The sequence below is a fragment of the Lysobacter enzymogenes genome, from assembly GCF_023617245.1.
GTDB lineage: Bacteria > Pseudomonadota > Gammaproteobacteria > Xanthomonadales > Xanthomonadaceae > Lysobacter > Lysobacter yananisis.
Genome location: NZ_CP067396.1, coordinates 2,859,011 through 2,884,522, shown reverse-complemented (window position 1 = coordinate 2,884,522; position 25,512 = coordinate 2,859,011). Strand labels below are relative to the sequence as shown.

At 71.2% G+C, this 25,512-nt stretch carries 24 protein-coding genes and 2 pseudogenes; 16 read left to right on the top strand and 10 right to left on the bottom strand.

The window, feature by feature from the left end; genetic code table 11:
- Positions 1-4: 4 nt before the first annotated feature.
- The 5 genes from JHW41_RS12155 to JHW41_RS26955 are packed head-to-tail and all read left to right on the top strand — an operon-like array spanning position 5 to position 2,343.
- Positions 5-310: a hypothetical protein gene (locus JHW41_RS12155; protein WP_057947709.1), complete on the top strand. Its 306-nt coding sequence runs from the start codon at positions 5-7 to the stop codon at positions 308-310.
- Entirely contained in the window at positions 310-621 is a 312-nt protein-coding gene (locus JHW41_RS12150; RefSeq protein ID WP_057947710.1) for a hypothetical protein, read from the top strand. The genes JHW41_RS12155 and JHW41_RS12150 overlap by 1 nt, the downstream gene beginning before the upstream one ends.
- An 8-nt stretch (positions 622-629) precedes the next feature.
- The gene (locus tag JHW41_RS12145) at positions 630-1,265 is read left to right on the top strand and encodes an FMN-binding negative transcriptional regulator (protein WP_250450340.1); all 636 of its coding nucleotides are present in this window, start codon (positions 630-632) and stop codon (positions 1,263-1,265) included.
- 37 nt (positions 1,266-1,302) lie between these two features.
- Entirely contained in the window at positions 1,303-2,088 is a 786-nt protein-coding gene (locus tag JHW41_RS12140) for an SDR family oxidoreductase (protein ID WP_250450338.1), read from the top strand.
- A gap of 30 nt (positions 2,089-2,118) precedes the next feature.
- Entirely contained in the window at positions 2,119-2,343 is a 225-nt protein-coding gene (locus tag JHW41_RS26955; protein ID WP_428995510.1) for a DUF6053 domain-containing protein, read from the top strand.
- 70 nt (positions 2,344-2,413) lie between these two features.
- On the opposite strand, the gene JHW41_RS12135 is transcribed toward JHW41_RS26955, so the two are convergent.
- The 10 genes and pseudogenes from JHW41_RS12135 to JHW41_RS26950 all read right to left on the bottom strand — a co-directional run.
- Positions 2,414-4,300, bottom strand: a complete 1,887-nt coding sequence (locus JHW41_RS12135) for a carboxypeptidase regulatory-like domain-containing protein (protein WP_250450336.1) — start codon at positions 4,298-4,300, stop codon at positions 2,414-2,416.
- Positions 4,297-6,471: a DUF4175 domain-containing protein gene (locus tag JHW41_RS12130; protein ID WP_250450334.1), complete on the bottom strand. Its 2,175-nt coding sequence runs from the start codon at positions 6,469-6,471 to the stop codon at positions 4,297-4,299. Before JHW41_RS12130 ends, JHW41_RS12135 begins: the two co-directional genes overlap by 4 nt.
- Complete coding sequence (locus JHW41_RS12125) at positions 6,468-7,631, bottom strand: BatA domain-containing protein (RefSeq protein WP_250450332.1); 1,164 nt, start codon at positions 7,629-7,631, stop codon at positions 6,468-6,470. Before JHW41_RS12125 ends, JHW41_RS12130 begins: the two co-directional genes overlap by 4 nt.
- Complete coding sequence (locus tag JHW41_RS12120; protein ID WP_250450322.1) at positions 7,628-8,521, bottom strand: DUF58 domain-containing protein; 894 nt, start codon at positions 8,519-8,521, stop codon at positions 7,628-7,630. Before JHW41_RS12120 ends, JHW41_RS12125 begins: the two co-directional genes overlap by 4 nt.
- A 46-nt stretch (positions 8,522-8,567) precedes the next feature.
- Positions 8,568-9,569 carry an AAA family ATPase gene (locus JHW41_RS12115; RefSeq protein ID WP_250450320.1) on the bottom strand — a complete coding sequence of 334 codons (1,002 nt, stop codon included), beginning with the start codon at positions 9,567-9,569 and terminating at the stop codon, positions 8,568-8,570.
- A 52-nt stretch (positions 9,570-9,621) separates the two neighbouring features.
- Complete coding sequence (locus JHW41_RS12110; protein ID WP_250450977.1) at positions 9,622-10,296, bottom strand: DUF4159 domain-containing protein; 675 nt, start codon at positions 10,294-10,296, stop codon at positions 9,622-9,624.
- 74 nt (positions 10,297-10,370) lie between these two features.
- On the bottom strand, positions 10,371-11,996 hold the full coding sequence (locus JHW41_RS12105) for a TldD/PmbA family protein (protein WP_250450318.1): 1,626 nt from the start codon (positions 11,994-11,996) through the stop codon (positions 10,371-10,373).
- 96 nt (positions 11,997-12,092) lie between these two features.
- Entirely contained in the window at positions 12,093-13,427 is a 1,335-nt protein-coding gene (locus JHW41_RS12100) for a TldD/PmbA family protein (protein ID WP_057947720.1), read from the bottom strand.
- Positions 13,428-13,447: 20 nt separating this feature from the next.
- On the bottom strand, positions 13,448-15,076 hold the full coding sequence (locus tag JHW41_RS12095; protein ID WP_250450316.1) for a TldD/PmbA family protein: 1,629 nt from the start codon (positions 15,074-15,076) through the stop codon (positions 13,448-13,450).
- A 93-nt stretch (positions 15,077-15,169) separates the two neighbouring features.
- Positions 15,170-15,721 (bottom strand): annotated as a pseudogene (locus JHW41_RS26950) (DUF6053 domain-containing protein); the annotation flags it as partial.
- Between JHW41_RS26950 and JHW41_RS26945 the strand changes: the two are divergent.
- The 11 genes and pseudogenes from JHW41_RS26945 to JHW41_RS12045 all read left to right on the top strand — a co-directional run.
- A pseudogene (locus tag JHW41_RS26945) lies at positions 15,681-15,776 on the top strand (hypothetical protein); the annotation flags it as partial. The pseudogenes JHW41_RS26950 and JHW41_RS26945 overlap by 41 nt on opposite strands.
- 9 nt (positions 15,777-15,785) lie before the next feature.
- Positions 15,786-17,213 carry an aldehyde dehydrogenase gene (locus tag JHW41_RS12090; protein ID WP_250450314.1) on the top strand — a complete coding sequence of 476 codons (1,428 nt, stop codon included), beginning with the start codon at positions 15,786-15,788 and terminating at the stop codon, positions 17,211-17,213.
- 61 nt (positions 17,214-17,274) lie between these two features.
- Positions 17,275-17,940, top strand: a complete 666-nt coding sequence (gene can, locus JHW41_RS12085; protein ID WP_057947723.1) for a carbonate dehydratase — start codon at positions 17,275-17,277, stop codon at positions 17,938-17,940.
- A complete protein-coding gene (locus JHW41_RS12080; protein WP_250450312.1) occupies positions 17,937-18,374 on the top strand; it encodes a RidA family protein in 438 nt (145 codons plus the stop codon). Before can ends, JHW41_RS12080 begins: the two co-directional genes overlap by 4 nt.
- Positions 18,375-18,378: 4 nt before the next feature.
- Positions 18,379-18,909 carry a 3-hydroxyanthranilate 3,4-dioxygenase gene (locus tag JHW41_RS12075; RefSeq protein ID WP_057947725.1) on the top strand — a complete coding sequence of 177 codons (531 nt, stop codon included), beginning with the start codon at positions 18,379-18,381 and terminating at the stop codon, positions 18,907-18,909.
- 7 nt (positions 18,910-18,916) lie between these two features.
- Positions 18,917-19,927 carry an amidohydrolase family protein gene (locus JHW41_RS12070; protein ID WP_123648261.1) on the top strand — a complete coding sequence of 337 codons (1,011 nt, stop codon included), beginning with the start codon at positions 18,917-18,919 and terminating at the stop codon, positions 19,925-19,927.
- 34 nt (positions 19,928-19,961) lie between these two features.
- On the top strand, positions 19,962-20,399 hold the full coding sequence (locus JHW41_RS12065) for a hypothetical protein (protein WP_250450310.1): 438 nt from the start codon (positions 19,962-19,964) through the stop codon (positions 20,397-20,399).
- 40 nt (positions 20,400-20,439) lie between these two features.
- Positions 20,440-21,726, top strand: coding sequence for a kynureninase (gene kynU, locus JHW41_RS12060; RefSeq protein ID WP_250450309.1), 1,287 nt, complete (start codon positions 20,440-20,442; stop codon positions 21,724-21,726).
- A 53-nt stretch (positions 21,727-21,779) separates the two neighbouring features.
- The gene (locus JHW41_RS12055) at positions 21,780-23,153 is read left to right on the top strand and encodes an FAD-dependent oxidoreductase (RefSeq protein ID WP_250450300.1); all 1,374 of its coding nucleotides are present in this window, start codon (positions 21,780-21,782) and stop codon (positions 23,151-23,153) included.
- 1 nt (position 23,154) lies between these two features.
- Positions 23,155-24,600, top strand: coding sequence for an exodeoxyribonuclease I (gene sbcB, locus JHW41_RS12050; RefSeq protein ID WP_250450298.1), 1,446 nt, complete (start codon positions 23,155-23,157; stop codon positions 24,598-24,600).
- A gap of 136 nt (positions 24,601-24,736) precedes the next feature.
- Complete coding sequence (locus JHW41_RS12045; RefSeq protein ID WP_078998207.1) at positions 24,737-25,423, top strand: DUF2461 domain-containing protein; 687 nt, start codon at positions 24,737-24,739, stop codon at positions 25,421-25,423.
- Positions 25,424-25,512: the final 89 nt, after the last annotated feature.

Below are 25,512 nucleotides of genomic sequence, written 5' to 3'. Positions count from 1 at the left end.
GCGGATGATCCTGTTCCTGGCCCTGACCTTCGTCGGCATCGCGATCTCCGCGCTGTGCGCGTTCGCGATCTTCTGGCCGCTGGCGCTGGTGCACCTGCGCGATCGCCATCCGGCCCTGCGCGGCGAGCTCGGCGAAGCCGCCTTCGTCGCCCCCGCGGCATGGAACTGGCTGCTGCGCCAGCGCTACCGCGGCGCCGGCGACCGCAACCTCGACGGACTGGCGACCCCGGCGCGGGTGTCGCTGCTGATCACCTTCGCCGCACTGGCCTGCGCCGGGCTGCTGTGGCTGCTTTCCCTGATGGTGCCGTAATGACCCAAGCATTCGAACACGAACAATGGTGGCTGGCCACGCTCGGCCGCACCGCGATCTGGGCGCGCCTGCGCGTGCTCGAGGCCGGCACCGCCGAGGTCCTCGACAGCGACGGCAACACCCTGCCCTACGACAGCGAAGACACCGCGCGCGCGGCGCTGATGGACGCCGAGTTCGTCCAGTACGACGGCCTCGACGAGGACGACGCGGCCGCGCGCGGCTTCGCCCTGGGCGAACTGGCGCCGCCGCAGGCCGGCAGCGACGCCGCGCTGGCCGCGCTGATGACCCAGCAACTGCCGCCGCGTCACTGAGCCGGGCCATGTACCTGCCGCGCGCGTTCGACGAAACCGACCTGGGCGCGCTCGACCGCCTCGCCGCGGCCGACGCCTTCGCCACCCTGGTGACCGTGCGCGACGACGCGCCGCAGGTCAGCCACTTGCCGGTGCTGTACGCGCGCGAGGGCGAGCGGATCGAACTGCGCGGCCACTGGGCGCGGCCGAACCCGCAGGCGCGCCACGCCGGCGCGGCGCTGGCGATCCTGCACGGACCGCATGCCTACATCTCGCCCGGCTGGTATCCGGACAAGGAAACCGCCGCGCGCGTGCCGACCTGGAACTACGCGGTCGCGCATCTGCACGGCCAGTTGCACACCTTCGACGACGAGGCCGCGCTGGCGGCGCTGGTCGACGACCTCAGCGTGCGGCACGAAGCGCAGGTCGGCGGCGATTGGCGTTTCGAAAGCGAACGCGACGAGCTGCGCCGGCAACTGCGCGGCATCGTCGGTTTCCGTTTCGCGGTCGAGCGGATCGAACTGAAATTCAAGCTCAGCCAGAACCATCCGCTGGCCAATCGCGAGAACGTCGCCGCGCAGCTGCAGGCGCAGGACCGCGAGGACAGCCGCGCGGTCGCCGCGCTGATGCGCGAGCGCATGGCCGCGCGCGGGCGGGAAGACTGAGCGCCACCGTTATCGCAGCGATTTCGCAGGAGCATCGATGGATCTGGATCTCACCGGCAAGCACGCCCTGGTTTGCGGCGCCTCCGAGGGCATCGGCCGCGCCGCCGCGCGGGAACTGGCCCTGCTGGGCTGCGACGTGACCGTGCTGGCGCGACGCGCCGAGGCGTTGGCCGCGGTCGCCGCCGAACTGCCGCGGCGCGGCGCGCAGGCGCACGGCTGGATCGCCGCCGACGTGTCCGAACACGCCGCGCTGTCGGCGCAGGTGCAGGCGCTGGCCGCGGGCAAGCCGGTGCAGATCCTGATCAACAACACCGGCGGCCCGCCGGGCGGCCCGGCGCATGCGGCCGAGGACGCCGCCTATCTCGACGCGTTCAACCGCCACTTGCTCGCCAACCACGCGCTGCTGCGCGCGGCGCTGCCGGGCATGCGCGCGGCGCAGTGGGGGCGCGTGGTCAACGTGATCTCGACCTCGGTCAAGGAGCCCATCGTCGGCCTGGGCGTGTCCAACACCATCCGCGGCGCAGTGGCGAGCTGGGCCAAGACCCTCTCGCGCGAACTCGGCGCGGACGGCATCACCGTCAACAACGTGCTGCCGGGCTACACCCGCACCGCGCGCATCGACCAGATCGTCGCCGACCGCGCGCGCAACAGCGGCCAGGCGCCGGAAGCGGTGCTCGAAGCGATGCGCAAGACCGTACCGGCCAACCGCTTCGCCGAACCGGCCGAGATCGGCGCGGCCATCGCCTTCCTGTGTTCGCCGGCGGCCGGCTACATCAACGGCGTGAGCCTGGCGGTGGATGGCGGGCGGATGCAGTCGATCTGATCCCACGGCGGTCGTGGGACTTCGCAGTCGATGCGGTTCGCTGCGAGCGTTCATCGCGGCGGATCGGAAAGCGTCGGGCCTGAAGGCCCTCCCACAGGAGCGAAGGCTCTCCCACAGAAGCGTCGGCTTGAGGCTTGTGTGGGAGGGGCTTCAGCCCCGACGCTGTTCGCTCAGGTCGCCTCGGGCTTTCATCGCGACGGATCGGAAAGCATCGGGCCTGAAGGCCCTCCCACAGCAGCCAAAGCTCTCCCATAGGAACATCGGCTTGAGGCTTTTGTGGGAGGGGCTTCAGCCCCGACGCCGTTCGCTCAGGTCGCCTCGGGCTTTACCGCGGATCGGAAGGCGCTGAACCCGAAGCCCGCCCCAGTCGCGAGCGTTCGAACCACCACAGCGCGGCGCACAGCGCCAGCCATGCCGCGAACCACGGCCACGGCGAGCCGCGCTCGCCATCCGTTGGCGCGGCAACGGCGCCGCCGCCGGCGGCAGGCTGCGAGCGCAACGCCAGCGCCAGCGTCGCCTCGCGCAATTCGCTCGCGCGCAGTCCCGGCGCGTCGTCGAGCGCGCGCACGTAAAAATCCTGCGACCGCGAGCCTTGCGTAAGCGCATGCCAGCCGGCCTGCGTCGGCCAGAAACCGGCGCAGGCCGACGGCCCCGCGGCCGGGTCCGGCAACAACGCGATGCGCGAGCCGTCCGGCGCGGCCACCTGCGCCTGCGCGCCGACGCCGCACAGTCGCACCCGCTCGCCGACGCGCAGGCTGCCGTCGATGCGCGCGCGCGCGTCGCCGCGCGGCCGCGCCAGCGCCGACAACGCCCGGCTCCACAACTGCGCATGCGCGTCCTCGCGCCCGGCCAGGACCAGGCGGAAGCTGTCGCCCAGCCCCCACAGCGCGATCCGTCCCTGCCCCGCCGCGCGCCACGCGGCGAAGGCGCGGCCGTCCGCGTCGCGACCCAGCGGCTGCAACGCCGGCGCATCCAGCGCCAAACTGCGCCGGGTCAGCACCGGCAAGGCCGCCGGCGCCTGTTCGCGCGAGTGCGGCGCGTCGGCGCTGCCCGGGCCCAGGCGCGCGCGCAAGCCGGCTTCGTCGTAGCGCTCCGCCGGCCACCGCAGCGGCGCGCTGTCGCCGCCCGCGCCGGGTTCCAGACCGAAGCCGCGCAGTTGCACGCGCAGGCCCGGCGACAGCGGGCCGGTGACGCGCAACAGCACGCCCAGGCCGTCGCGCAGCGCGATCGCCAGCGCGCCGCGCTGGGCCGGCGCGAGCGCGTCCCAGGCGCGCTCGTCGAGGATCAGCGCATCGAAGCCGGCCAGGGTCGCCGCATCGATGCGCAACGGCGCGTCGCCGAGTTGCAGGCCGGCGCCGACCGCGAGCTGGGTATGCAGCTTGATGCCGGCGTCGCTGGCCCAGCGCCGCAGGTACTTGAGTTCCGGCCCGGGCGCGCCGGCCAGCAGCAACACGCGCGTCGGCGGCTCGGCCTCGACCGACAACGGCAACGTCACGCGCTCGACCGGGCGCTGCCGCGGATCGAGCGCGCGCAGGACGAATCCGGCGCGGCCGGCGACGCGCACCACCGCATCCACGGCGAAACCGCCGTCGGCATCGGGTACGACGCGGTCGATGCGCTGGCCGGCCGGATCGAGCAATTCCACCGCGCCGCCGTCCAGGCCCTGCGCGCGACCGTACACGGTGAAGGCTTCGCCCTCGCCGATTCGGGCCGGCGTCCACACCCCGACGATGCCGCGCGGCAACGGCGGCGCGGCGAAATCCAACACGTGCCCGCGCACCGCGTCGCGGTCGCGCGCGAGCAGTCCGGCGCCGACCACGCGCACGCGCCGGCTGTGCGGATAACGGCGCAAGGCGCTGGCCAGATCCGGCACGCGCTCGCCGGCCTGGCTGCGCGGCGCTTCCGGCAGGCGCACGCGCGCATCGCCGGCCGCGGCGTCCAGGGCCGCGTCGGCGGCGCCGGCGGTGGCGACGACCAGGCTGCCGGCCCGCTCCGGCAGGCGCGGCGGCAACAACGCGGCGTACAGCAATCCGGCCAGCAGCGGCTGCGCCAGCACCAGCGCCGCGACGCGCCAGCCGCGCGAACGCGTCGCCGGTTCGGCGCGATGCTGGCGCCACAGCGTGCGCGCCATCGCCAGCGCCGCGGCGAGCGCAAGCAGCAGCGCGACCGCCGCCTCCGCGGACAGGAGATCGCCTGCGAACCGCGCGGTCATCGCGCCTCCTGCGGCAGGCCGTCAAGATAACGGCGGTCGCGCGCATCGCCCGCGGCGCGCGCGCGCACCGCCGCCGCCGGCCGCTGCAGCAACGGCCACAACAGGCCGCGCAGGCGGGCGCGGCATTCGCCGCAATCGGGCCGGTCGCGCAGCGCCGACAGCGCGGCGGCGAAGGCCAGCGGATCGGCCACCCGCTCGTTGTTGGCGCCGAGCCAGCGTTCCAACGCGGCGTAGTCGACCGGCTGCGACGCCGGCGCGTCCAGTTCGCGCCACAGTCGCGCCGGCAGCGGGTCGGCCGCGGTCGCCGGGGTCAGCGCGTCCTCGCGCCGCGCGAGTCCCGCGCGATCGCCGCTCAGGCGCCGGCTCTCGTCGATGGGCGGCAGTTCCGGCCCGACCCGGGCCAGGTAGATGCGGCTGGCCTGCTGCACCTGCTTGATGAAACCCAGCGCCTTGTACGCGAACGGCAACGCGCGCTGCGGCTGGCCCTGGCGCAGGTGCAGTTCGGACTGCCACATCTGGTCCAGCGCCGACTTCAGCAGCTTGCGGGTCTGCGGATCGAGCAAGGTCGCGGCCTCGGCATGGTCGTGGGTGTGGCCGAACTCCTCCAGCACCGCGCCTTCCTCGCCGAACGCGGGTTTGGCCGCGGCGGCGCCGTGGTCGTGATCGTCGTGCGCCGCGGCCGGCGCGGACGGCTCATGGCCGGCGTGGCCATCGCCATCGCGGCCATGATCGTGATCGTCCTCGCTGTCGCTGGTCGGCAGCTTGGGCTCGCCCTCGGCCTCCTCGCCGAGGAACTGGCCGTAGCGCAGGCGCAGCAGGCGCTGGTCGACGCCGATCGCGTCGGACTTCTTCTCGAAGCTCTCGCCGTCGAACTTGCGCTTTTGCGCGATCAGCGTCTCGGCATCGATGATGATCTGGCGCTGGCTGCGGAAGTACGCCGGCAGCACGGTCTTGACCATGCCTTCGATGCCGGTCGCCTCGCTGCCCGCGTCGGCCGGCCAGCGCAGGATCAGGCTCGGGCTCAGCGCGGTCTGCGCCTGCGGCGCGCGGTTGTCGCTGACGCTGAGTTGCACGATCAGGTCGTCGCCGAGCGCGTAGCCGAGCGTGGCGAGGTCGAGGCGATGGACGAAGCGTTTGGCACGGGCGTTGCCGCTGCCGCGCAGGTCCACGCTGCGTTCGCGGAAGCTGATCTGCTCGCCGCTGCCCTGGACCAGGGTGATGCGCAGGCGCGCGGTCGCCGCGACGCCGTAGTCGTCGCTGGCTTCGAACGCCAGCGGCCACGCCTTTTGGCCCGGTGCCAGCAGGGTCAGGCCGCGCTCGGGCTGGAGCACGCGCAACTGCGGCGGCCGGTCGGGAACGACGTCGAGCCGATACAAACGCCGGGCCTGCGCCGGCGGCGCGCCGCTGGCGTCGATCCGGTACAGCGTCGACTTGGCCAGCGTGCGCTGCGCGCTCCAGTCCTCGCCTTCGCGCCGCAGCGGCAGGCGTTCGCCGTCGTGGAAGACCAGCGCCGCCTGCGCCGGCTGCGGCTGGAAGCGCAGGCGCCAGCGCAGCCGCGCGCCTTCGGCCGCGCGGCCTTCCAGCGCGGGCTCGTCGCGCGCCGGCAGGCCGGTGTAGGCCGGCGGTTCGATGCGCAGGGCCTGCGCGACCAGACGCGGCTGGCCGGGCGCGGCGGCGACCGGCGGCGCGGGCGACAAGGCCGGTCCGGGCGCCTGCGGGCGCGGCTGCGGCCACCACGCGGCGGCCGCGGCCAGCGCCAGCGCGAGCGACGCGCCGACCGCCAGCGACCGCCAGTTCCAGGGCAGACGCAGGTCCGAGGCCGGCGCGGTCTCGATGCGCCGTTGCAGGCGCGCGCGTTGCAGGCGCTGCAAGCCAACAAGCGCCGCGTCGTCGGCGAACAACAGATCGGCGCTGTCGTCCATGTCGGCGCGCAACGCGTCGAGCCGGCGCCGCAGCCACTGGCGGTCCAGCGCCCTCGCGCCGCGCCAGGCGCGCCAGCCCACCGCCGCGGCGCCGAGCGCGGCCGCGGCCGAGGCCGGGCCGGCGCCGTAGCTGCGCGCGACCCACGCCGCCAGCGGCAACAGCCACACGCCGCAGACGCAGGCCAGGTACGCCGCGCGGCTGCGCCGCGCCCGCGCGTGCCACTGCGCGATGCGTTGCGCCGCGCTCATGGCGCCGCCGCGCGCCGCGCGCGCGTCGCCAGCAGGCGTTCGAGCAGGAACAGCGCCGCGACCAGCAACGCCAGCCACGGCCGCAGATCCAGCGGCGGCGGCGCGAACATTGGGCCGTCGGCGCTGGGCGCGTAATCGCGCGCCGCGACCCGCATCGGCGCCGGCGGCGCGTCCGCGAACAGTCCGCGCAAGTCCGCGGCGAAGCCCGGCTGCAACAGCGCCGGCCACGCGCGCGGCTCGACCGCGGCGGTCAAGCGCAGCGCCTGGCCGCGTCCGACCCGCGCGCCCAGCGCCCGCGCCCGGCCTTGTTCGTCGCGCCACAACGCGGCGTCGAAGTCGGCTTCAGGCCAAACCGCTTTCTCGTCGAGCAATACTCGCCCGCCCTGCGCGACCCAGTCGCGCACGCTCGCCGGCACCGGGCCGGGAACCAACCAGATCAACGAACTCGCGGCCGGATCGAAGGCTTGCGCGACCGGGGCGGAATCGATCTTCGCGCTGTGCGAGTCCCAGGCCGCGACGGCCGCGCGCAGATACGCCGCCGCTTGCGCGCGCTCGGGCGCGTAGCGGATCGGCGGCGGCGCCAGCGCGGTTTCGCGCACCGCTGGCGTCACCGGCGCTGCGGCGTCATCATCGACGACGCGCCACTGCAGCGGCCGCGACAGCCGCAGGCGCGCGCCGTCGGCGCCGTCGAACCGCGCCGGCACCGCTACGGTCAGGGCTACGCCCGGCGGCAGGGTCGCGTCGAGTTCGCGCAGCAGGCTGGCCGCGTTCGCCGCCAACGCCGGAGCAGGTTCGCGCACATCGGGAAATCCCGGCGCCAACCAACGCCGCTGCAACCGCGCGTTCTCAAGGCCCTCGCCCGCCCGAGCAGGATCGAGCCCGGGCATCACCGCCAGCCAAGCCTCGCGCGGCTGCGCGCCGTACAGCACCGGCCGCGCCAGCAGCAGCGCCAGCACCGTCAGCAACAGCAGCCGCAGCAACAGCAACGGCCATTCGTCGAAGCGGATGCGGCTGCGCGGACGCGGCCGTTCGCGCAGCCAGCGCAACGCGGCGAACACGGTCGGCCGCTGCTCGCTGCGCCGGGCCAGGTGGATCAACAGCGGCAGCGCCAGCGCCGCCAGCGCGGCCAGAGCCAGCGGCAGCAACAGCGCCGCGCTCATGCGCCCGCCGCCGCGTCGCGCGCGCCGAACAAGCGCCGCAGCGGCAGGTCGACCGGTTCGTCGAGCGTATGCTCGGCATGGCGGACGCCGGCCGCGTCCAGGCGCGCATCGACCGCGCGCCGCGCCGCGCCGAAGCGCTCGATGAACTCGCGCCGCAACGCGGCGCCGTCGCCGAGCAGTTCCTCGCCGGTCTCCGGATCGCGGAAGCGATGGCCGCCACGGAACGGAAAATCGCGCTCCTCGACAGTCAGGATGCGCACGCTGAGCACTTCGCGCCGCGCCGCGGCCAGCCGTTCGGCCACGGCCAGCGCCGCCTCGTCGAGGCCGTCGCCGAGCATCAGCACCAGGTCGCCCGCGCCGATGCGCTCCCACAGCGGCCGCAGCGACGCCGGCGCCGGCCACCCGCCGTGCGCGCGCAGGCCGTGCAGTTCCAGCAGCAAGCGGTCGCGCTGGCGCGCGCCGGTCGCCGGCGGCAACAGGCGCAGACCGTCTTCGCGCAACACCATCAGGCCGAAGCGGTCGTTCTGGCGCAGCGCCAGTTCGGCCACGCAGGCGGCGATGGCCTTGGCCGCGTCCAGGCGCGGGTAATCGGGACGCGCGCCGTCGCGCTGGTCCATCGACGCGCTCGCGTCCAGCAACAGCCAGACCGCCAGCGGACTTTCGCGTTCGGCTTCGCGCACGAAGAAGCGGTCCGAGCGCGCATAGAGTTTCCAATCGACCTGGCGCAGTTCGTCGCCGGGTTCGTAGGCGCGGTACTGGGCGAACTCCAGCCCGGCGCCGCGGCTGCGGCTGCGATGCGCGCCGATGCCGTGCGCGCCGACGGCGCGGCGCGAGACCAGGCTAAGGCCGCGCAGGCGCGCGCGCACGTCGGCGGGGATCAGATCGCGCACGATCCGCCCTCGCCGATCCTCGCGCCATGCAGGCCGGACATCGCGCTCACCCCGGCAACGGCACGCCGCGCAGCAGCGCCGCGATCACATCGTCCGCGCTCTTGCCCTCGGCCTCGGCCGCGAACGACAGCAACAGGCGGTGGCGCATCACCGGCGCGGCCAGCGCGATCACGTCCTCGCGGGTGGCGGCGAAGCGCCCGTGCAGCAGCGCACGCGCCTTGGCCGCGAGCACCAGCGACTGGCCGGCGCGCGGGCCGGCGCCCCACTTCACCCACTGCCGCACCTCAATCAGCGCATCGGCCGCGGGCCGGCTGGCGCGCACCAGGCGGGTGATCCAGCGCAGCACGTCCTCGCCCAGATGCACCTCGCGCACCCTCGCCTGCAGCGCCAGCACCGCGTGCGCGTCCATCACCTTGGGCACCCGCGCGCCGCCGCTGCCGGTGGTCTGTTGCAGGATGTCGTGTTCTTCCTGCTCGCTCGGATAACCGACCCGGATATGCAGCAGGAACCGGTCGAGCTGGGCTTCGGGCAACGGATAGGTGCCAGCCTGCTCCAGCGGATTCTGGGTGGCCAGCACGAAGAACGGCGCCGGCAGCGAATGGGTGGTGCCGGCATAGCTCACCGTGCGCTCCTGCATCGCCTCCAGCAACGCCGCCTGGGTCTTGGGCGGGGTGCGGTTGAGTTCGTCGGCGAGCAGCAGGCTGGTGAAGATCGGCCCCGGCTGGAAGCGGAAATGGCGATGGCCGGTGCCGTGGTCCTCTTCCAGCAACTCGGTGCCGAGGATGTCGCTGGGCATCAGGTCCGGGGTGAACTGGATCCGCCGGAACTGCAGTTCCAGCGCCTGCCCGAGCGAGCGCACCAGCAGGGTCTTGCCGAGTCCCGGCACGCCTTCGAGCAGGCAATGCCCGCCGGCGAGCAGGCCGATCAGCAACTGCTCCACCACCTCGTCCTGGCCGACGATGGCCTGGGCGATGGCCGCGCGCAGTTCGTCCAGCCGCGCCAGTTGCGCCTGCAGCGCGTCGTCGCCGTTGTTGTCGTTGCCGCTCATCGCCGCTCCCGAAACCACTTGTTGTCGCGAATGCGAAACCGCCGCGCGCCGATCACGAGTTCAACGCGTACATCACGATATTGACCCCGAACTTGGTGTTGTCCTCGGCCAGGAACCGCTTGTTGCGCCAGTCGTAATCCCACTCGCAGCCGTAGTCCTTGTTGCTGTACAAAATGCCGAGCCGCCCGTCGATCTCGATGCCCTTTAGGTAATCGTGGACCAGATCGTCGCCCCAGCCGTTGAGCTCGAACCCGGTCGCCGGCGGCCCGTCGAAGACGAAGAAACTGCGGTAGATCGGGTGCTTGTTCGGCAGTTTCTTCAGCGCCTTGGCGCCGAAGATCTTCGCCATCTGCGCCTCGAACGACTTGGCGAACAGCCCGTCGATGTCGTGGTTGCAGTCGTCGACGAAGACGAAGCCGCCGTTGCGCACGTAGCGCTCGAAGTTGCGCCGCTCGTCGGGGTTGAACTCGACCAGCTTGTGCCCGGCCAGGTAGCAGAACGGCGCGGCCAGCATCTTCGGGTCGGCCAGCGCGAGCACGTGTTCCTTCGGGTCCACCCGCAGGTGGGTGTAGTCGATCAGCGAGGTGATCAGGTTGGCCGGCATGCGCTGGTCCACGTCCCAGTCGCCGGAGTCGTACTTGAGCCGGGTGAACCAGAAATCGTAATCGGCCGCCGCGCGCGCCAGCGGCACGCGTGCCGCCACGGCACCGGCCGCGGCGCCGAGCATCAGCCGCAGGAACCGCGCGCGGTTCACCGCGCCGCGCCCACGCGCATGCCCGCCGGCGTCGCCGCGCGCATCGGCTACAGCGCCCGCGCCGTATTGATGACGTTGACCCCGTCGAAACGCGCGGTGGCCGCGCCGTGCGAGACCGCCGAAACCTGGCTCGGCTGGCCCTTGCCGTCGAAGAACGAGCCGCCGAGGCGGAAATCGCGCTCGTCGCAGATCGCCGAGCACGAGGCCCAGAATTCCGGCGTGCGGATCTGGTAGGCCGCGTCCTCGACCATCCCGGCCACCGCGCCGTTCTTGATCTCGAAGAACAACTGGCCGCCGAACTGGGCGTTGTAGCGCTGCTGGTCGATCGAATACGAGCCGCGGCCGTGGATGTACAGCCCGCGCTCGACGCCCTTGATCATCTCGGCGACGCTGAGCTTGTCCTTGCCGGGTCGCAGCGACACGTTGGGCATGCGCTGGAACTGCACGCTCGACCACGAATCGGCGTAGCTGCAACCGTGCGATTCCTTTTGGCCGAGGATGTGGGCCTCGTCGCGGGTGGCCTGGTAATCCACCAGCACGCCGTCGCGGACCAGGTCCCATTCGCGCGTCTTGACCCCTTCGTCGTCGAAACCGACCGCGCCCAGGCTGCCCGCGCGGGTCTTGTCGGCGACGAAGTTGACCCGCTCGCTGCCGTATTTGTAGCCGGCCTCGCGCTTGTCGAGGGTGGCGAAGCTGGTGCCGGCGTAGTTGGCTTCATAGCCGAGCACGCGGTCGAGTTCGAGCGGGTGGCCGACGTTCTCGTGGATGGTCAGGAACAGGTTGGACGGATCGATCACCAGGTCGTACTTGCCCGGCTTCACCGACGGCGCCTTGAGCTTGGCGCGGGCGTGGCGCGCGGCGGCGGCGGCGTCTTCCATCACGTCGTAGCTGCGGCCGTAGCCGGTCAGCCCGCCCGGCAGGGCGAACTTGCCGGCCGGATCGGCATCGAGGTACTCGTAGCCCATGCCCATCGGCGCCGACAGCCCGTCGCGGGTGCGGAACTTGCCGCTGGCCTTGTCGACCGCGGTCGCGGTCAGCGGCAGCCAGATCCGGTGCACGTCCTGGTCGATGTAGCTGCCGTCGGTGGACGCGAAATACTTCTGTTCGTTGATCGCGAACAGGTTGGACTGGACGAAGTCGGCGCCGTTCTTGAGCGCGGCGGCGTTGACCGCCATCAGCAGCGCGACCTTGTCCTGGATCGGCACCGCCAGCGCGTTCTTGCGCACCGGCGTGGCCCAGCGCACCTCGCCGACGCCCCGCACCGGCGCGAGTTCGACCTTGCGCGTCTGCGCGCGCGCGTTGGCCTTGGCGATGGCCAGCGCCTGCTGCGTGGCCGCGGCGACCGCGTCGACCGTGGTCTGCGACGTCGCGGCGAAGCCCCAGGCGCCGTCGCGCAGCACCCGCACGCCGACGCCGACCGATTCGGCGTTGACGATGTTGCGCACCTGCGCCTCGCGGGTCAGCACCGACTGGCGCAGGTAGCGGCCCACGCGCACGTCGCAGTAGTGCGCGCCGCCTTCGCGCGCGGCGGCCAGGGCGGTATCGGCCAGGCGCTTGCGCAGCGCCGGATCGGCCGGTTCCAGCAGGGCTTCGGCGGCGACGCTGCGGCCGAAGGGAAGCATCAGACCGGCCAGGCCGAGACCGGCGGAACCGAGGAAGTCGCGTCGTTGCACGGTGAGGCCTCTTGCGGTGGTGCGGCGGTGCGGGGTACGGGGGTGCGTTCCCGCGGCGCGGCGCGCCCGTCGCCGGGCGCGCCGCGCGCGTTGCGGTCAGACCGCGTCGGACAGCGAGGTGAAGGTGAAATCGCGCAGCTTCATCGGCGGGATCATCATCACCGAGTCGGATTCGTCGCCGGCCACGCGCACCGGCCGACCGAGCTCCTCGATGTTGTTGAGCATGATCACCGGCGATTCGTTGAAGCGGAAGTTCTTGATCGGGTGCTTGATCTGCCCGTTCTCGATGTAGAAGGTGCCGTCGCGGGTCAGCCCGGTCAGCAGCACGGTCTGCGGATCGACCATGCGGATGTACCAGGTGCGGGTGACCAGGATGCCCTTCTGGGTGCCCTTGACCAGCTCGGCGGTGGTCTTGTCGCCGCCGGACATCAGCAGGTTGCCGGGCGTGCCGACCGCGCGCTTGCCCTGCTTCTGCGCCCAGTAGCGCGAATAGTTCAGCGCCACCACTTTGCCGTTCTCGACGATCGGCATCTTCTCGCGCGGCAGGCCTTCGCCGTCCCACGGCATCACCGGCGCGCGCGGGTCCCAGGGATCGGCGAGGAAGTTGACCCGCGGGTCGTAGACCTGTTCGCCGAGCTTGTTGCCGCCGCCCTTCTTGGACAGGAAGCTGCGGCCTTCGTCGGCCTGGCGCGCGTCGAAGAAGTTCATCATGAACGAGATCAGCCCGGCGGCCGCGTGCGGCTCCAGGATCACCGTGTACTTGCCCGGCTCCAGCGCCTTGGCCTCGGCCGATTCGGTGGCCTTGCGCATGGCGATGCGGATGTCGGCGTCGGCCTTGAACGCATCGGCGTCGGTCAGGTCGCGCCCGACCCAGCCCGAGCCGCGGCCGTCGTCGGTGCGCACGGTGCAGGTGTAGTTGAAGTTGGTCGCGGTCTGGTAGCCGAAGTTGCCCTTGCTGTTGGCGAAGGCGACGAAGCTCTGGCCGTCCTCGAGGAAGCCGGCGGCGGTGAGCTTGGCCTCGCGGCACGGCGCGATCGAATCGGCGGCGACCTTGGCCCGGAACGCCGGGTCGATCGCCGCGGTCGAGGCCGAGAACGTCGGGCTGGGCTTGTAGGTCTGCTTGTCGATGATCGGCATGAACTCCGGGTTTTCCGGAGCGAGCTTGGCCAGGTCCTCGGCGCGGCGGACCACGCGTTCGAGCGCGGCGTCGTCGAACTCGTTGATCGTGGCCACGCCCACGCGCTTGCCGAAGGACACCTGCACGGCCAGGTCGACGTCGCTGACCACGCCGCTGGTGGAGATGTTGTTGAGGGCGAAACGGATGTTGCCGTCGATCGAACCGGTCAGCCGCGCGCTGGTCTCGTCGGCCTTGGACAACGCAATGACCTTGTCCAGGATCGCCTTGGACTGGGCTTCGGTGAAGATGCTCATAAGTTGTTCTCCTGCCCCGGTCAGCCGAGCTTGCGGGCGGTGTTGATGACGTTGACGCCGTTGAACCGCGCCGTGCTGGAGCCGTGCGAGACCGCCGAGACCTGGCCCGGCTGGCCCTTGCCGTCGAAGAACGAGCCGCCCAGGCGGTAGTCCTTGTCGTCGCAGACCGCGACGCAGGAATTCCAGAATTCCGGGGTGCGGATCTGGTAGGCCACGTCCTCGAGCATGCCGGTGACCTTGCCGTTCTTGATCTCGTAGAACAGTTGGCCGCCGAACTGGGCGTTGTAGCGCTGCTGGTCGATCGAGAACGAGCCGTCGCCGACGATGTAGATGCCGTTCTCCACGTCCTTGACCAGGTCGGCGACGCCGAGCGCGTCCTTGCCCGGCGCCAGCGACACGTTGGCCATGCGCTGGAACTGCACGCTCGACCACGAATCGGCGTAGCAGCAGCCGTCGGATTCGGTCTTGCCGAGGATGTGGGCCTGGTCGCGGATGGTCTGGTAATCGACCAGCACGCCGTTCTTGATCAGGTCCCAGCGCTTGGTCTTGACGCCCTCGTCGTCGTAACCCACGGCGCCGAGGCTGCCGACCTGGGTCTTGTCGGCGAACACGTTGACCTTGTCGCTGCCGTACTTGAAGCCGCTCTCGCGCTTGTCCAGGGTGGCGAAGCTGGTGCCGGCGAAGTTGGCCTCGTAGCCGAGCACGCGGTCGAGTTCGAGCGGGTGGCCGATGGATTCGTGGATGGTCAGCCAGGTGTGCGAGGGATCGAGCACCAGGTCGTACTTGCCCGGCTTGACCGAGGGCGCGGTGAGCTTCTGCCGCGCCTGCTTGGCCGCGGCGACCGCGTCCTCGCGCATGTCGTAGGAATCGCCGTAGACGGTGGCGCCGCACGGCAACACGGTCTTGCCCGAGGCCGCGCCGTCGAGGTACTCGTAGCCCATGCCGCGCGGCGAGGACAGGCCCTGGCGGGTGCGGAACTTGCCGCTGGCCTTGTCGATGGCGGTGATCGTCATCGGCGCCCAGATCCGGTGCACGTCCTGGTCGATGTAGCTGCCGTCGGTGGAGGCGAAATACTTCTGCTCGTTGACCAGGAACAGCATCGAGTTGACGAAGTTGGCGCCGGCGCCGATGGCCGCGGCGTTGACCCCCAGCAGCAGTTCGGCCTTGTCCTTGAGCGGCACTTCCATCGCGTTCTTGCGGATCGGCGTCTTCCAGCCGACCTCGCCCACGCCCGGCGCCTTGGCCAGCTGGACCTTGGCGGTGATGACCTTGGCGTTGGCGCGGGCGATGGCCGCGGCCTGCTGCGCGGCCTTGGCCGCGCCGTCGGTGCCGAACTGGTTGGTCGCGGCGAAGCCCCAGGCGCCGTCGACCAGTACGCGGATGCCGATGCCGCTGGACTCGACGTTGACCACGTTCTGGACCTTGTCCTCGCGGGTGATCACGAACTGGCGCAGGTAGCGGCCCACGCGCACGTCGCAATAGCTCGCCCCCGCGCCGCGCGCCGCGGTCAGGGCGGCGTCGGCCCAGGCCTTCTTCTTGGCCACGTCCAGCGGCGCCAACAGGTCTTCGGCGGCGATGACCTTGCCGAAGGGAATCATGAGCCCGGCGATGCCCAGCCCCGACATGCTGAGGAAATTGCGTCTGTCCACGTGATCGTTCCCGCCCTGAATGGCTCGGCGCCCGCGCGCCGGAGCGTGAGTGAATGAACCCCGCCGGAATGTGCGCAGCGTCGTAGTTGGGCGTCAAGTGCACAGCGGCACGGTCGGCCGCCGACGGACCTCGTGTCGCTGCCGGATTTCGCTAGACGTGCAGGCCGATTCGGCGATTTGCCGCGACGGGCATGACTTTCGACCTAGGCCGCGTCGGCGCGTGGACCGATTCGGCAAACACCGTGTGCGCAAGGTCCGAAAGCAAGAACTTCGACCAGAACGTTTTCGTTTGCATGCGGCGGTCGTGGGAGGGGCTTCAGCCCCGATGCCTTTCGCTCGTGTCGCTCGCCCCACACCGCGCCGGATCGAAAGGCGTCGGGCCTGAAGGCCCTCCCACAAAAGCCGGTCCGGGCCCAAGCGATACAGAGTTGTTGTGGGAGGGGCTTCAGCCCCGACGCCTTTCGCTCGTGTCGCTCGCCCCACACCGCGCCGGATCGAAAAGCGTCGGGCCTGAAGGCCCTCCCACAAAAGCCGGTCCGGGCCAGGCGATACAGACGTTGTTGTGGGAGGGGCTTCAGCCCCGACGCTTTTCGCTCGGGTCGCAGCAAACCCGCACCGCGCCGGATCGAAAAGCGTCGGGCCCGAAGGCCCTCCCACGTTCACCTTCGACGCTATGGGCGCCACCGGGCCCACGCGTTAAGCTTGCGCCATGCAGACATTCCGGCACTGGATCGACGGGACGCCGCGCGATGCGGCCGACGGGCGCTGGCTCGAAGTCTTCGATCCCGCCAATGCGCAGCCGTATGCGCAGGTCGCCGCCGGCGGCGCGGCCGAGGTCGAGGCCGCGGTGGCCGCGGCGCAGGCCGCGTTTCCGGCCTGGTCGGGGCTGGCGCACAGCGAACGCGCGCAGTGGCTGGAGCGCCTGGCCGCGGCGCTGGAAGCGCGCACCGGCGAATTCGCCGCGGCCGAATCGCGCGACGGCGGCAAGCCGATCCGGCTGGCGCGCGAGGCCGAGATTCCGCGCGCGGTGTCCAACCTGCGCTTCTACGCCCACGCCGCGACCCAGTTCGCCAGCGAATCCCACCACGGCCAGGCCGGGCTCAACTACACCCTGCGCCAGCCGCTCGGCCCGGTCGCGGCGATCTCGCCGTGGAACCTGCCGCTGTACCTGTTCACCTGGAAGATCGCGCCGGCGCTGGCCGCCGGCAACACCGTGGTGGCCAAGCCCTCGGAGGTGACCCCGGCGACGGCGACGATGCTCGGCGAACTCTGCGCGCAGATCGGCTTGCCGGCCGGCGTGCTGAACATCGTCCACGGGCTCGGGCCCGAGGTCGGCGCGCCGCTGGTCGCGCACCCGGCGATCCGCGCGGTCTCCTTCACCGGCAGCACCGCGGTCGGCCGCGGCATCGCCGCGACCTGCGCGCCGCTGCTGCGCAAGGTTTCGCTGGAACTGGGCGGCAAGAATCCGACCCTGATCTTCGCCGACAGCGACTGGCGCGAGCACCTCGACCTGCTGGTGCGCTCGGCGTTCCAGAACTCCGGCCAGATTTGCCTGTGCGGCTCGCGCATCCTGGTCGAACGCTCGATCTACGCCGAGGTGCGCGACGCTTTGGTCGAACGCGCGCAAGCCCTGCGCGTGGGCGAACCCGGCGAGGAAACCACCGCGCTCGGCCCGCTGGTGTCGCAGGCGCATTTCGCCAAGGTCGTCGCCGCGCTCGAGCGCGCCCGCGCCGAAGGCGGCCGGGTGCTGTGCGGCGGCGCCGCGCTCGAACGCCCCGGCTGGTACGTCGCGCCGACCCTGCTCGAAGGCCTCGGCCCGGACACCGCGAGCAACCGCGAGGAAATCTTCGGCCCGGTCGCCACCCTGCAGCCGTTCGACGACGACACCCACGCCCTGGCCCTGGCCAACGCCAGCGACTACGGCCTCAGCGCCAGCCTGTGGACGCGCGACCTCGCCCGCGCCCACCGCCTGGCCGCGCGCCTGAACGTCGGCATGGTCTGGATCAACACCTGGCTGCAACGCGACCTGCGCACGCCGTTCGGCGGCGCCGGCGCCTCGGGCCTCGGCCGCGAAGGCGGCGTCGAGGCCCTGCGTTTCTTCACCGAGGCCAAGAACGTCGGCCTCCATCTCGGATGACCTGCATGACCGCGCCCTACCCCACGTCCTTCGTCAGCGCTCTCCACGCCGGGAGCCGCGCATGAACCCGCTCGACGACCTGCTCGAACGCAATCGCGAATGGTCCGAGCGCATCAACGCCGAGGACCCGGACTTCTTCGCCCGCCTGTCCAAGCAGCAGGCGCCCGAGTACCTGTGGATCGGCTGTTCGGATTCGCGCGTGCCGGCCAACCAGATCATCGACATGGCCCCGGGCGAGGTGTTCGTCCACCGCAACATCGCCAACGTGGTCGTGCACACCGACCTCAACTGCCTGTCGGTGATCCAGTACGCGGTCGACGTGCTCAAGGTCAAGCACATCCTGGTGGTCGGCCACTACGGCTGCGGCGGCGTGCACGCGGCGCTGCACGGCACCCGGGTCGGCCTGGCCGACAACTGGCTGCGCCACGTCAGCGACGTGGCCGACAAACATTCCGAGTGCATGAACCACGCCCACGAGAGCGAGCGTCACGACCGCCTGTGCGAGCTCAACGCGATCGAGCAGGTGTTCAACGTGTGCATGACCACGATCGTGCGCGACGCCTGGTCGCGCGACCAGCCGCTGAGCGTGCACGGCTGGGTCTACAGCCTGCGCAACGGCCGCGTCCACGACACCGGCATGAACGTGCATTCGTTCAAGTCGCTGCAGCCGGCCTACGAACGCGCGTTGGCGCGGGTGCATTCCACCCACGGCGGCTCGCCGCGATGAGCGGCGCGGTGCGCGCCGGCAACGCGCCGCGGCCGGTCGGCTCGTACCCGCATGCGCGCCGGGTGGGCGAGCTGCTGTTCCTGTCCGGGGTCGGCCCGCGCGACGCCGCCAGCAACGCGGTGCCGGGCAACGTGCACGACGCGCAAGGCCGGCTGATCGCCTACGACATCGAACTGCAGACGCGCTCGGTGTTCGCCAACGTGCGCGCGGTGCTGGAAGCCAGCGGCGCGACCTGGGACGACCTGGTCGACGTGACCGTCTACCTGACCGACATGGCGCGCGACTTCGCCGCCTACAACGCGCTGTGGGCCGAGTATTTCCCGGACATCGACCGCGCGCCGTGCCGGACCACGCTCGGCATCACGGCGCTGCCGACGCCGATCGCGATCGAACTCAAATGCGTCGCGCGCCTGCGCGATGCCGGAACGGAGTAAGGCCATGCTGCCCGGACCGATCAACCTGCTCTCTTGGATCGAAGAGCATCGCCACCTGCTCAAGCCGCCGGTCGGCAACAAGACCATCTACGTCGGCGATTTCATCGTCATGGTGGTCGGCGGCCCGAACCAGCGCACCGACTACCACTGGGACGAAGGCCCGGAGTGGTTCTACCAGCTCGAAGGCGAGATGGTGCTGCGGATTCAAGAGGACGGCGCGGTCCGCGACATCCCGATCCGCGCCGGCGAGATCTTCCTGCTGCCCGCGCGCGTGCCGCACTCGCCGCAGCGCATGCCCGACTCGGTCGGCCTGGTGATCGAGCGCAAGCGCCTGGAACACGAAGACGACGGCCTGATGTGGTTCTGCGAACGCTGCAACCACAAGCTGTACGAAGAGTTCTTCAAACTGCGCAACATCGAGACCGACTTCCCGCCGGTGTTCGAACGCTTCTATTCCTCGCGCGAACACCGCAGCTGCGGCCAATGCGGGCACCTGAACCCGGCGCCGGCGCGCTACACGATGCCCGACACCTGAGGCGGCGATGCTCAAGATCGACACCCACGCCCACTACCTGCCGCGCGACTGGCCCGACCTGGCGCGCAAGTACGGCGACGACCGCTTTCCGGTGATCCACCACACCGACGACGGCCGCCACCGCATCTACAAGGACGGCAAGTTCTTCCGCGAGATCTGGTCCAAGACCTGGGACCCGCAGGAGCGCATCGACGACTACGCGCGTTTCGGCGTGCAGGTGCAGGTGATCAGCACCGTGCCGGTGATGTTCAGCTACTGGGCCAAGGCCAACCAGGCGCTGGCGCTGCACCAGGCGCTCAACGAGCACATGGCCCAGACCTGCCGCGATTTTCCGCGCCACTACGCCGGCATCGGCACGGTGCCGCTGCAGTCGCCGCGGCTGGCGGTGCAGGAACTGGAGCGCTGCATGGACCAGCTCGGCCTGCAGGGCGTGCAGATCGGCAGCCACATCGGCGACTGGAACCTCGACGCGCCGGAGCTGTTCGAGTTCTTCCAGGCCGCCAGCGAGCTCGGCGCGGCGATCCTGGTGCATCCCTGGGACATGATGGGAACGCCCAGCATGCCCAAGTACTGGCTGCCGTGGCTGGTCGGCATGCCCGCCGAGCAATCGCGCGCGGCCTGCTGCCTGGTGTTCGGCGGCGTGCTTGAGCGGCTGCCGAAACTGAAGATCTGCATGGCCCACGGCGGCGGCAGCTTCCCCTACACCATCGGCCGGATCGAGCACGGCTTCAACATGCGCCCGGACCTGGTCGCCACCGACAACCCGCGCAACCCGCGCGATTATTTGTCGCGGCTGTACTTCGATTCGTGGGTGGCCGATCCGCGCGCGCTGCGCTACCTGCTCGACACCTGCGGCGTGTCGCGGGTGATGCTGGGCACCGACTATCCGTTCCCGCTCGGCGAACAGACGCCCGGCGCCGGCATCGCTTCGCTGGCGCTGCCCGAGGCCGAACAGGCGCGGCTGTACCACGGCACCGCGCTGGAATGGCTGGGCCTGCCGCTGTCGCGGTTCGCATGAGCGCGAAGGCACGCTTGCGCATGGGCGCGACCGCATGAGCCCGTCCGCGTTGCACGCGCCGCCGCCGCTGGATCCGCAAGACCTGCTCGCGACCCTGCGCGACTGGGCCGAGCGCATCGCCGACGCCGACGGCAAGGCCATCGACGATTACCTCGACCGGCGCGACCGCGAACCGTTCGACGGCCAGTGGACCCGCGCCGACGCCGCGCTGCAGAGCCACAAGCGACGGCTCGACCCGCAGCGGGTACAACGCGCCCAGGCCGAATCGGCGCAACTGCGGCAGGCGGCGTTCGTCGCCGCGATGCAGGCCGCCGGCCATGCCGAACTGGCCGCCTATCTCGCCGACGACGCCGCGCTGATCTACGAAAGCGAGGTCCTGGGCCTGTGCTCGGATTGGGTGCGGGCGCTGCACCGAAGCTATCTCCACGTCGCCGAAGCGCCCGCGCCCGGGCCGCTCGAATCCGCCGGCTGAGTCCGCGCCGCCCCTCTCGCATCGCAATCGCCCGAACCCCATGACCGACCTGCACACGCCCGCCCACGCCGCCGCGCTCGACGCCGCCGACCCGCTGCCGACGCTGCGCCATGAGTTCCTGATCCCGCGCCACGGCGAGGAAGAACAAGCCTATTTCGTCGGCAACTCGCTCGGCCTGCAGCCGCGCGGCGCGCGCGCCCATGTCGAGGAAGTCATGGACAAGTGGGCGATGGAAGCGGTCGAAGGCCACTTCACCGGCCAGGCGCAGTGGATGCCGTACCACGAGCTGGTGCGCGAACCGCTCGCGCGCCTGGTCGGCGCGCTGCCGCACGAGGTGGTGGCGATGAATTCGCTGACCGCCAACCTGCACTTCATGTTGGTCAGCTTCTATCGGCCCACCCGCGAGCGTCCGGCGATCCTGATGGAAGCCGGCGCGTTCCCGTCCGATCGCTACGCCCTGGCCTCGCAGGTCGGTTTCCACGGCTTCGATCCCGACACCGACCTGATCGAACTGCAGCCCGACGGCCCCGGCGGCGTGTTCTCGATGGAGAGCATCGAGCGCGCCATCGCCGAACACGGCCCGCGCCTGGCGCTGGTGCTGTGGCCGGGCGTGCAGTACCGCACCGGCCAGGCCTTCGACCTCGCGCGCATCGCCGCGCTCGCACACGCGCAAGGCGCGCTGTGCGGCTTCGACCTCGCCCACGGCGTCGGCAACCTGGAGCTGAACCTGCACGACAGCGGCGCCGACTTCGCAGTGTGGTGCCACTACAAATACCTCAACGCCGGCCCCGGCGCGGTCGCCGGCTGCTTCGTCCACGAACGCCACGCTCGTAGCGACCGCCCGCGCTTCGCCGGCTGGTGGGGCCACGAATCGGCGACCCGCTTCCGCATGGGCCCCGAATTCGTGCCCACGCCGGGCGCCGAAGGCTGGCAGCTCAGCAACCCGCCGATCCTCGGGCTGGCGCCGCTGCGCGCCTCGCTGGACCTGTTCGACCGGGTCGGCATGCGCGCGCTGCGCGAGAAGTCGCTGCGCCTGACCGGTTACCTGGAAGCGCTGATCCGCGCGCGCCTGGGCGAAACCCTGGACATCCTGACCCCGGCCGAGCCGGCCCGGCGCGGCTGCCAGTTGTCGCTGCGGGTGATCGGCGGCCGCGGCCTCAGCGGCCGCGCCGCCGGCCGCGACCTGTTCGAAGACCTGGCCCGCCGCGGCGTGCTCGGCGACTGGCGCGAACCCGACGTGATCCGGATTTCGCCGGCGCCGCTGTACAACACCCACGGCGATATCGTGCGCTTCGTCGCTGCGGTGGAGGCGTGGCGGGACGCGTGACCCGCCCGCCGCAACCGCTTACGCTCCCCTCATCGCCCGCAAGGATCGATTCCTTGAACACTTCGGCCAACGCCACCCCGCACATCACCCTCATCGGCGCCGGCCTCGCCGGCGCCCTGCTCGCCACCCTGCTCGCGCGCGCCGGCTGGCGGGTGGATGTGTACGAAAAACGCGGCGATCCGCGACTGAAGGGCTATCAGGGCGGGCGCTCGATCAACCTCGCCCTGGCCGAGCGCGGCCGCCACGCCTTGCGCCTGGCCGGCGCCGACGAGGCGGTGATGGCGCAGGCGGTGATGATGCGCGGGCGCATGGTCCACTTCCTCGACGGCCGCACCGACCTGCAGCGCTACGGCCGCGACGACAGCGAGGTGATCTGGTCGGTGCACCGCGGCGAGCTCAACCTGATCCTGCTGCAGATCGCGCAGGACGCCGGCGCGAACCTGCATTTCCACCGCGGCCTGTCCGGCGTCGATTTCGACGCGCGCATCGCCCGCTTCCGCGACGACCGCGACGGCAGCGAGCACGAGGTCGGCTTCGACAGCCTGGTCGGCGCCGACGGCGCCGGCTCGGCGCTGCGCGCGGCGATGGGCGAAGTCGCCGACCTGGGCGAGCGCACCGAGTTCCTCGGCCATTCCTACAAGGAACTGGAAATCCCGCCGGCGCGCGACGGCGGCTTCAGCATCGAACCCAACGCCCTGCACATCTGGCCGCGCGGGCGCTACATGTGCATCGCCCTGCCCAACGACGAACGCACCTTCACCGTCACCTTGTTCCTGCCCAACCAGGGCGATCCCAGCTTCGAGACGATCCGCGACGGCGCCGACGCGCGCGCGCTGTTCCAGCGCGATTTCGCCGATGCGCTGCCGCTGATTCCCGAACTGGAGCGCGACTTCGAACGCAACCCCGCCGGCCTGCTGGCGACGCTGTACCTGGAGCGCTGGCACCTGGACGACCGCGCCGTGCTGCTCGGCGACGCCGCCCACGCCATGGTGCCGTTCCACGGCCAGGGCATGAATTGCGCGTTCGAGGACTGCGTGGCCCTGGCCGAACGCCTGCTCGCCGGCGGCGACCGCAGCGAAGCCTTCGCCGCGTTCCAGCGCCAGCGCCTGCCCAGCGCGCGCGCGATCCAGGCGATGGCGCTGGAGAACTACCTGGAAATGCGCGACCGCGTCGACGACGACGACTACCTGCTGCAGCGCGCGCTCGAACGCGAGCTGGCCCAGCGCCATCCCGAGCGCTTCATGCCGCGCTACGCGATGGTGACCTTCCACCGCATGCCGTACGAAGTCGCCTTCGACCGCGGCCAGCGCCAGCGCGAGCTGCTGGTCGAACTGACCCGCGGCCACGACTCGCTCGACAGCCTGGACTGGGACGCCGTCGACGCGACCGTGCGCGCGCGCCTGGACCCGCTGCCGGCGGACGCCTGACATGCCGGCCAGCTTCCTGTTCTACGACCTGGAAACCTTCGGCGCCGACCCGCGCACGACCCGCATCGCCCAGTTCGCGGCGATGCGCACCGACGCCGAGCTCAACGAGGTCGAGGCGCCGATCAGCGTCTTCGTCAAGCCCGCCGACGACCTGCTGCCCTCGCCGATGGCGACCCTGATCACCGGCATCGCGCCGCAGGACGCGCTGCGCGACGGCGTGACCGAGGCGCAGATCTTCGCCCTGATCTTCGAGGAAATGGCACGGCCGCAGACCTGCACCGCCGGCTACAACTCGCTGCGCTTCGACGACGAATTCGTCCGCTACGGCCTGTTCCGCAATTTCTACGACGCCTACGAGCGCGAATGGCGCAACGGCAACTCGCGCTGGGACCTGCTCGACGTGCTGCGGCTGGCGCGCGCGCTGCGTCCGGACGGGCTGCAGTGGCCGCAGCGCGAGGACGGCTTCACTTCGTTCAAGCTCGAACACCTGGCCGTCGCCAACGACGTGCGCGTCGGCGACGCCCACGAGGCGCTGTCGGACGTGCGCGCCTTGATCGGCATCGCGCGCAAGCTCAAGCAGTCGCAGCCGCGGCTGTGGGAATACGCGCTGCGCCTGCGCGACAAGCGTTTCGCCGCCAGCCTGCTCGACCCCATCGCGATGCAGCCGGCCCTGCACGTGTCCTCGCGCTATCCGGCCGCGCGCCTGTGCGCGGCGCCGGTGATCCCGTTGGCGCGGCACCCGCGCATCGACAGCCGCATCGTCGTGTTCGACCTGGAACAGGACCCGCAGGCGTTGCTGGACCTGGCCGCGGACGAGATCGCCGACCGCCTCTACACCCCGTCGGCCGACCTGCCCGAAGGCGAGGAGCGGGTCGCGCTCAAGGAAGTGCACCTCAACCGCTGCCCGGCGCTGACCGCCTGGAACCACCTGCGCGCGGACGACTTCGAGCGCCTGAGCATCGATCCGGTGCGCGCCGAATACCGCGCCGCGCAGTTGCGCGAAGCCGGCCCCGATCTGGTCGAGAAAGTCCGCCGCGTCTACGCCCGCGACGCCGCGCGCGCGCCCGCCGACGCCGACGCCTCGCTCTACGACGCCTTCATCGGCGACGGCGACAAGCGCCTGTTCCGCGGCGTGCGCGCCGCCGCGCCGGAGGAACTGGCGCACGCCGCGTTCGAGTTCCGCGACGCGCGCCTGCCCGAACTGCTGTTCCGCTACCGCGCGCGCAACTGGCCGCAGAGCCTCAGCGCGGCCGAACGCGAGCGCTGGGACGACTACCGCCGCCAGCGCCTGGACGGCGAATCGGGCCTGTCGGAATACAGCTTCGCCCGCTTCGCCGAAGAGCTGCGCCAGGTCCGCGCCCACGCCGGCGAAGACGGCGCCAAGCAGGCCTTGCTGGATCGGCTGGAGGACTGGGGCCGCGGGCTGTGGCGCGAACTGCACGCGTGACAGCCGAAACCCGGGAATGCGCGGCTGCGAGCCGGCGGATCGCGGCCGACGCCAAACCCGGCGTTAACTTCCCGCCCGCTACCGTAGTCGCGCGATCCGCCGATCTCTGACTCCTAACCCGTTATAGCCTGCCCTCATGCCCAGCTACTTCTCCGACGCCAGCTTCAAGTTCCTGCGCTCGCTGGCGCGCAACAACAATCGCGAGTGGTTCCACGCCCACAAGGCCGCCTACGACGAACACGTGCGCGGCCCGTTCCTGCGCCTGCTCGGCGACCTGCAGCCGGGGCTGGCCCAGGTCAGCGAGCACTACCGCAGCGAACCCAGGAACGTCGGCGGCTCGCTGTTCCGGATCCAGCGCGACACCCGCTTCGCCAACGACAAGGCGCCGTACAAGAGCTGGCAGGGCGCGCGCCTGTTCCACGAGCGCGGGCGCCAGGTCGAGGCGCCTTCGTTCTACATCCACCTCGCCCAGGGCGAGTGCTTCGTCGCCGCCGGCGTCTGGCATCCGGCGCCCGAGACCTTGCGCAAGATCCGCCACTTCGTCTTCGACAACCCCGGCAGCTGGAAAGCCGCCGCGCACGACGCCAAGTTCCGCAAGCGCTTCGACCTCGACGACAGCGAGGTGTTGACCCGCGCGCCGCGCGGCTTCCCGCCCGAGTTCGAATTCGCCGACGACCTCAAGCGCAAGAACTTCGTCGCCTACCGCAGCCTCGACGACGCGGTCATGACCGGCCCGCGCCTGCTGTCCACGCTGGAAAAGGACCTGGCCGGGTTGGCGCCGTTCGCCGATTACCTGTGCGCGGCGCTGGATCTGGAGTTCTGAAACAAAGAAAGAGCGACGAGGACGAGCACTGTCCGGAGGCTGGACCGCTTGCGCGCCCTCCTCGCCCTTTTCGCTCACGACGGCCACAC

Coding starts and splice junctions, on each gene's coding strand:
- JHW41_RS12080 (WP_250450312.1), top strand. CDS start 17,937: ATGAGCGGCGCGGTGCGCGCCGGCAACGCGCCGCGGCCGGTCGGCTCG.
- can (WP_057947723.1), top strand. CDS start 17,275: ATGAACCCGCTCGACGACCTGCTCGAACGCAATCGCGAATGGTCCGAG.
- JHW41_RS12045 (WP_078998207.1), top strand. CDS start 24,737: ATGCCCAGCTACTTCTCCGACGCCAGCTTCAAGTTCCTGCGCTCGCTG.
- JHW41_RS12130 (WP_250450334.1), bottom strand. CDS start 6,471: ATGAGCGCGGCGCAACGCATCGCGCAGTGGCACGCGCGGGCGCGGCGC.
- JHW41_RS12070 (WP_123648261.1), top strand. CDS start 18,917: ATGCTCAAGATCGACACCCACGCCCACTACCTGCCGCGCGACTGGCCC.
- JHW41_RS12110 (WP_250450977.1), bottom strand. CDS start 10,296: ATGCTCGGCGCCGCGGCCGGTGCCGTGGCGGCACGCGTGCCGCTGGCG.
- JHW41_RS12090 (WP_250450314.1), top strand. CDS start 15,786: ATGCAGACATTCCGGCACTGGATCGACGGGACGCCGCGCGATGCGGCC.
- sbcB (WP_250450298.1), top strand. CDS start 23,155: ATGCCGGCCAGCTTCCTGTTCTACGACCTGGAAACCTTCGGCGCCGAC.
- JHW41_RS12150 (WP_057947710.1), top strand. CDS start 310: ATGACCCAAGCATTCGAACACGAACAATGGTGGCTGGCCACGCTCGGC.
- JHW41_RS12115 (WP_250450320.1), bottom strand. CDS start 9,569: ATGAGCGGCAACGACAACAACGGCGACGACGCGCTGCAGGCGCAACTG.
- kynU (WP_250450309.1), top strand. CDS start 20,440: ATGACCGACCTGCACACGCCCGCCCACGCCGCCGCGCTCGACGCCGCC.
- JHW41_RS12135 (WP_250450336.1), bottom strand. CDS start 4,300: ATGACCGCGCGGTTCGCAGGCGATCTCCTGTCCGCGGAGGCGGCGGTC.
- JHW41_RS12140 (WP_250450338.1), top strand. CDS start 1,303: ATGGATCTGGATCTCACCGGCAAGCACGCCCTGGTTTGCGGCGCCTCC.
- JHW41_RS12075 (WP_057947725.1), top strand. CDS start 18,379: ATGCTGCCCGGACCGATCAACCTGCTCTCTTGGATCGAAGAGCATCGC.
- JHW41_RS12100 (WP_057947720.1), bottom strand. CDS start 13,427: ATGAGCATCTTCACCGAAGCCCAGTCCAAGGCGATCCTGGACAAGGTC.
- JHW41_RS12065 (WP_250450310.1), top strand. CDS start 19,962: ATGAGCCCGTCCGCGTTGCACGCGCCGCCGCCGCTGGATCCGCAAGAC.
- JHW41_RS12125 (WP_250450332.1), bottom strand. CDS start 7,631: ATGAGCGCGGCGCTGTTGCTGCCGCTGGCTCTGGCCGCGCTGGCGGCG.
- JHW41_RS26955 (WP_428995510.1), top strand. CDS start 2,119: ATGCGGTTCGCTGCGAGCGTTCATCGCGGCGGATCGGAAAGCGTCGGG.
- JHW41_RS12155 (WP_057947709.1), top strand. CDS start 5: ATGATCCTGTTCCTGGCCCTGACCTTCGTCGGCATCGCGATCTCCGCG.
- JHW41_RS12145 (WP_250450340.1), top strand. CDS start 630: ATGTACCTGCCGCGCGCGTTCGACGAAACCGACCTGGGCGCGCTCGAC.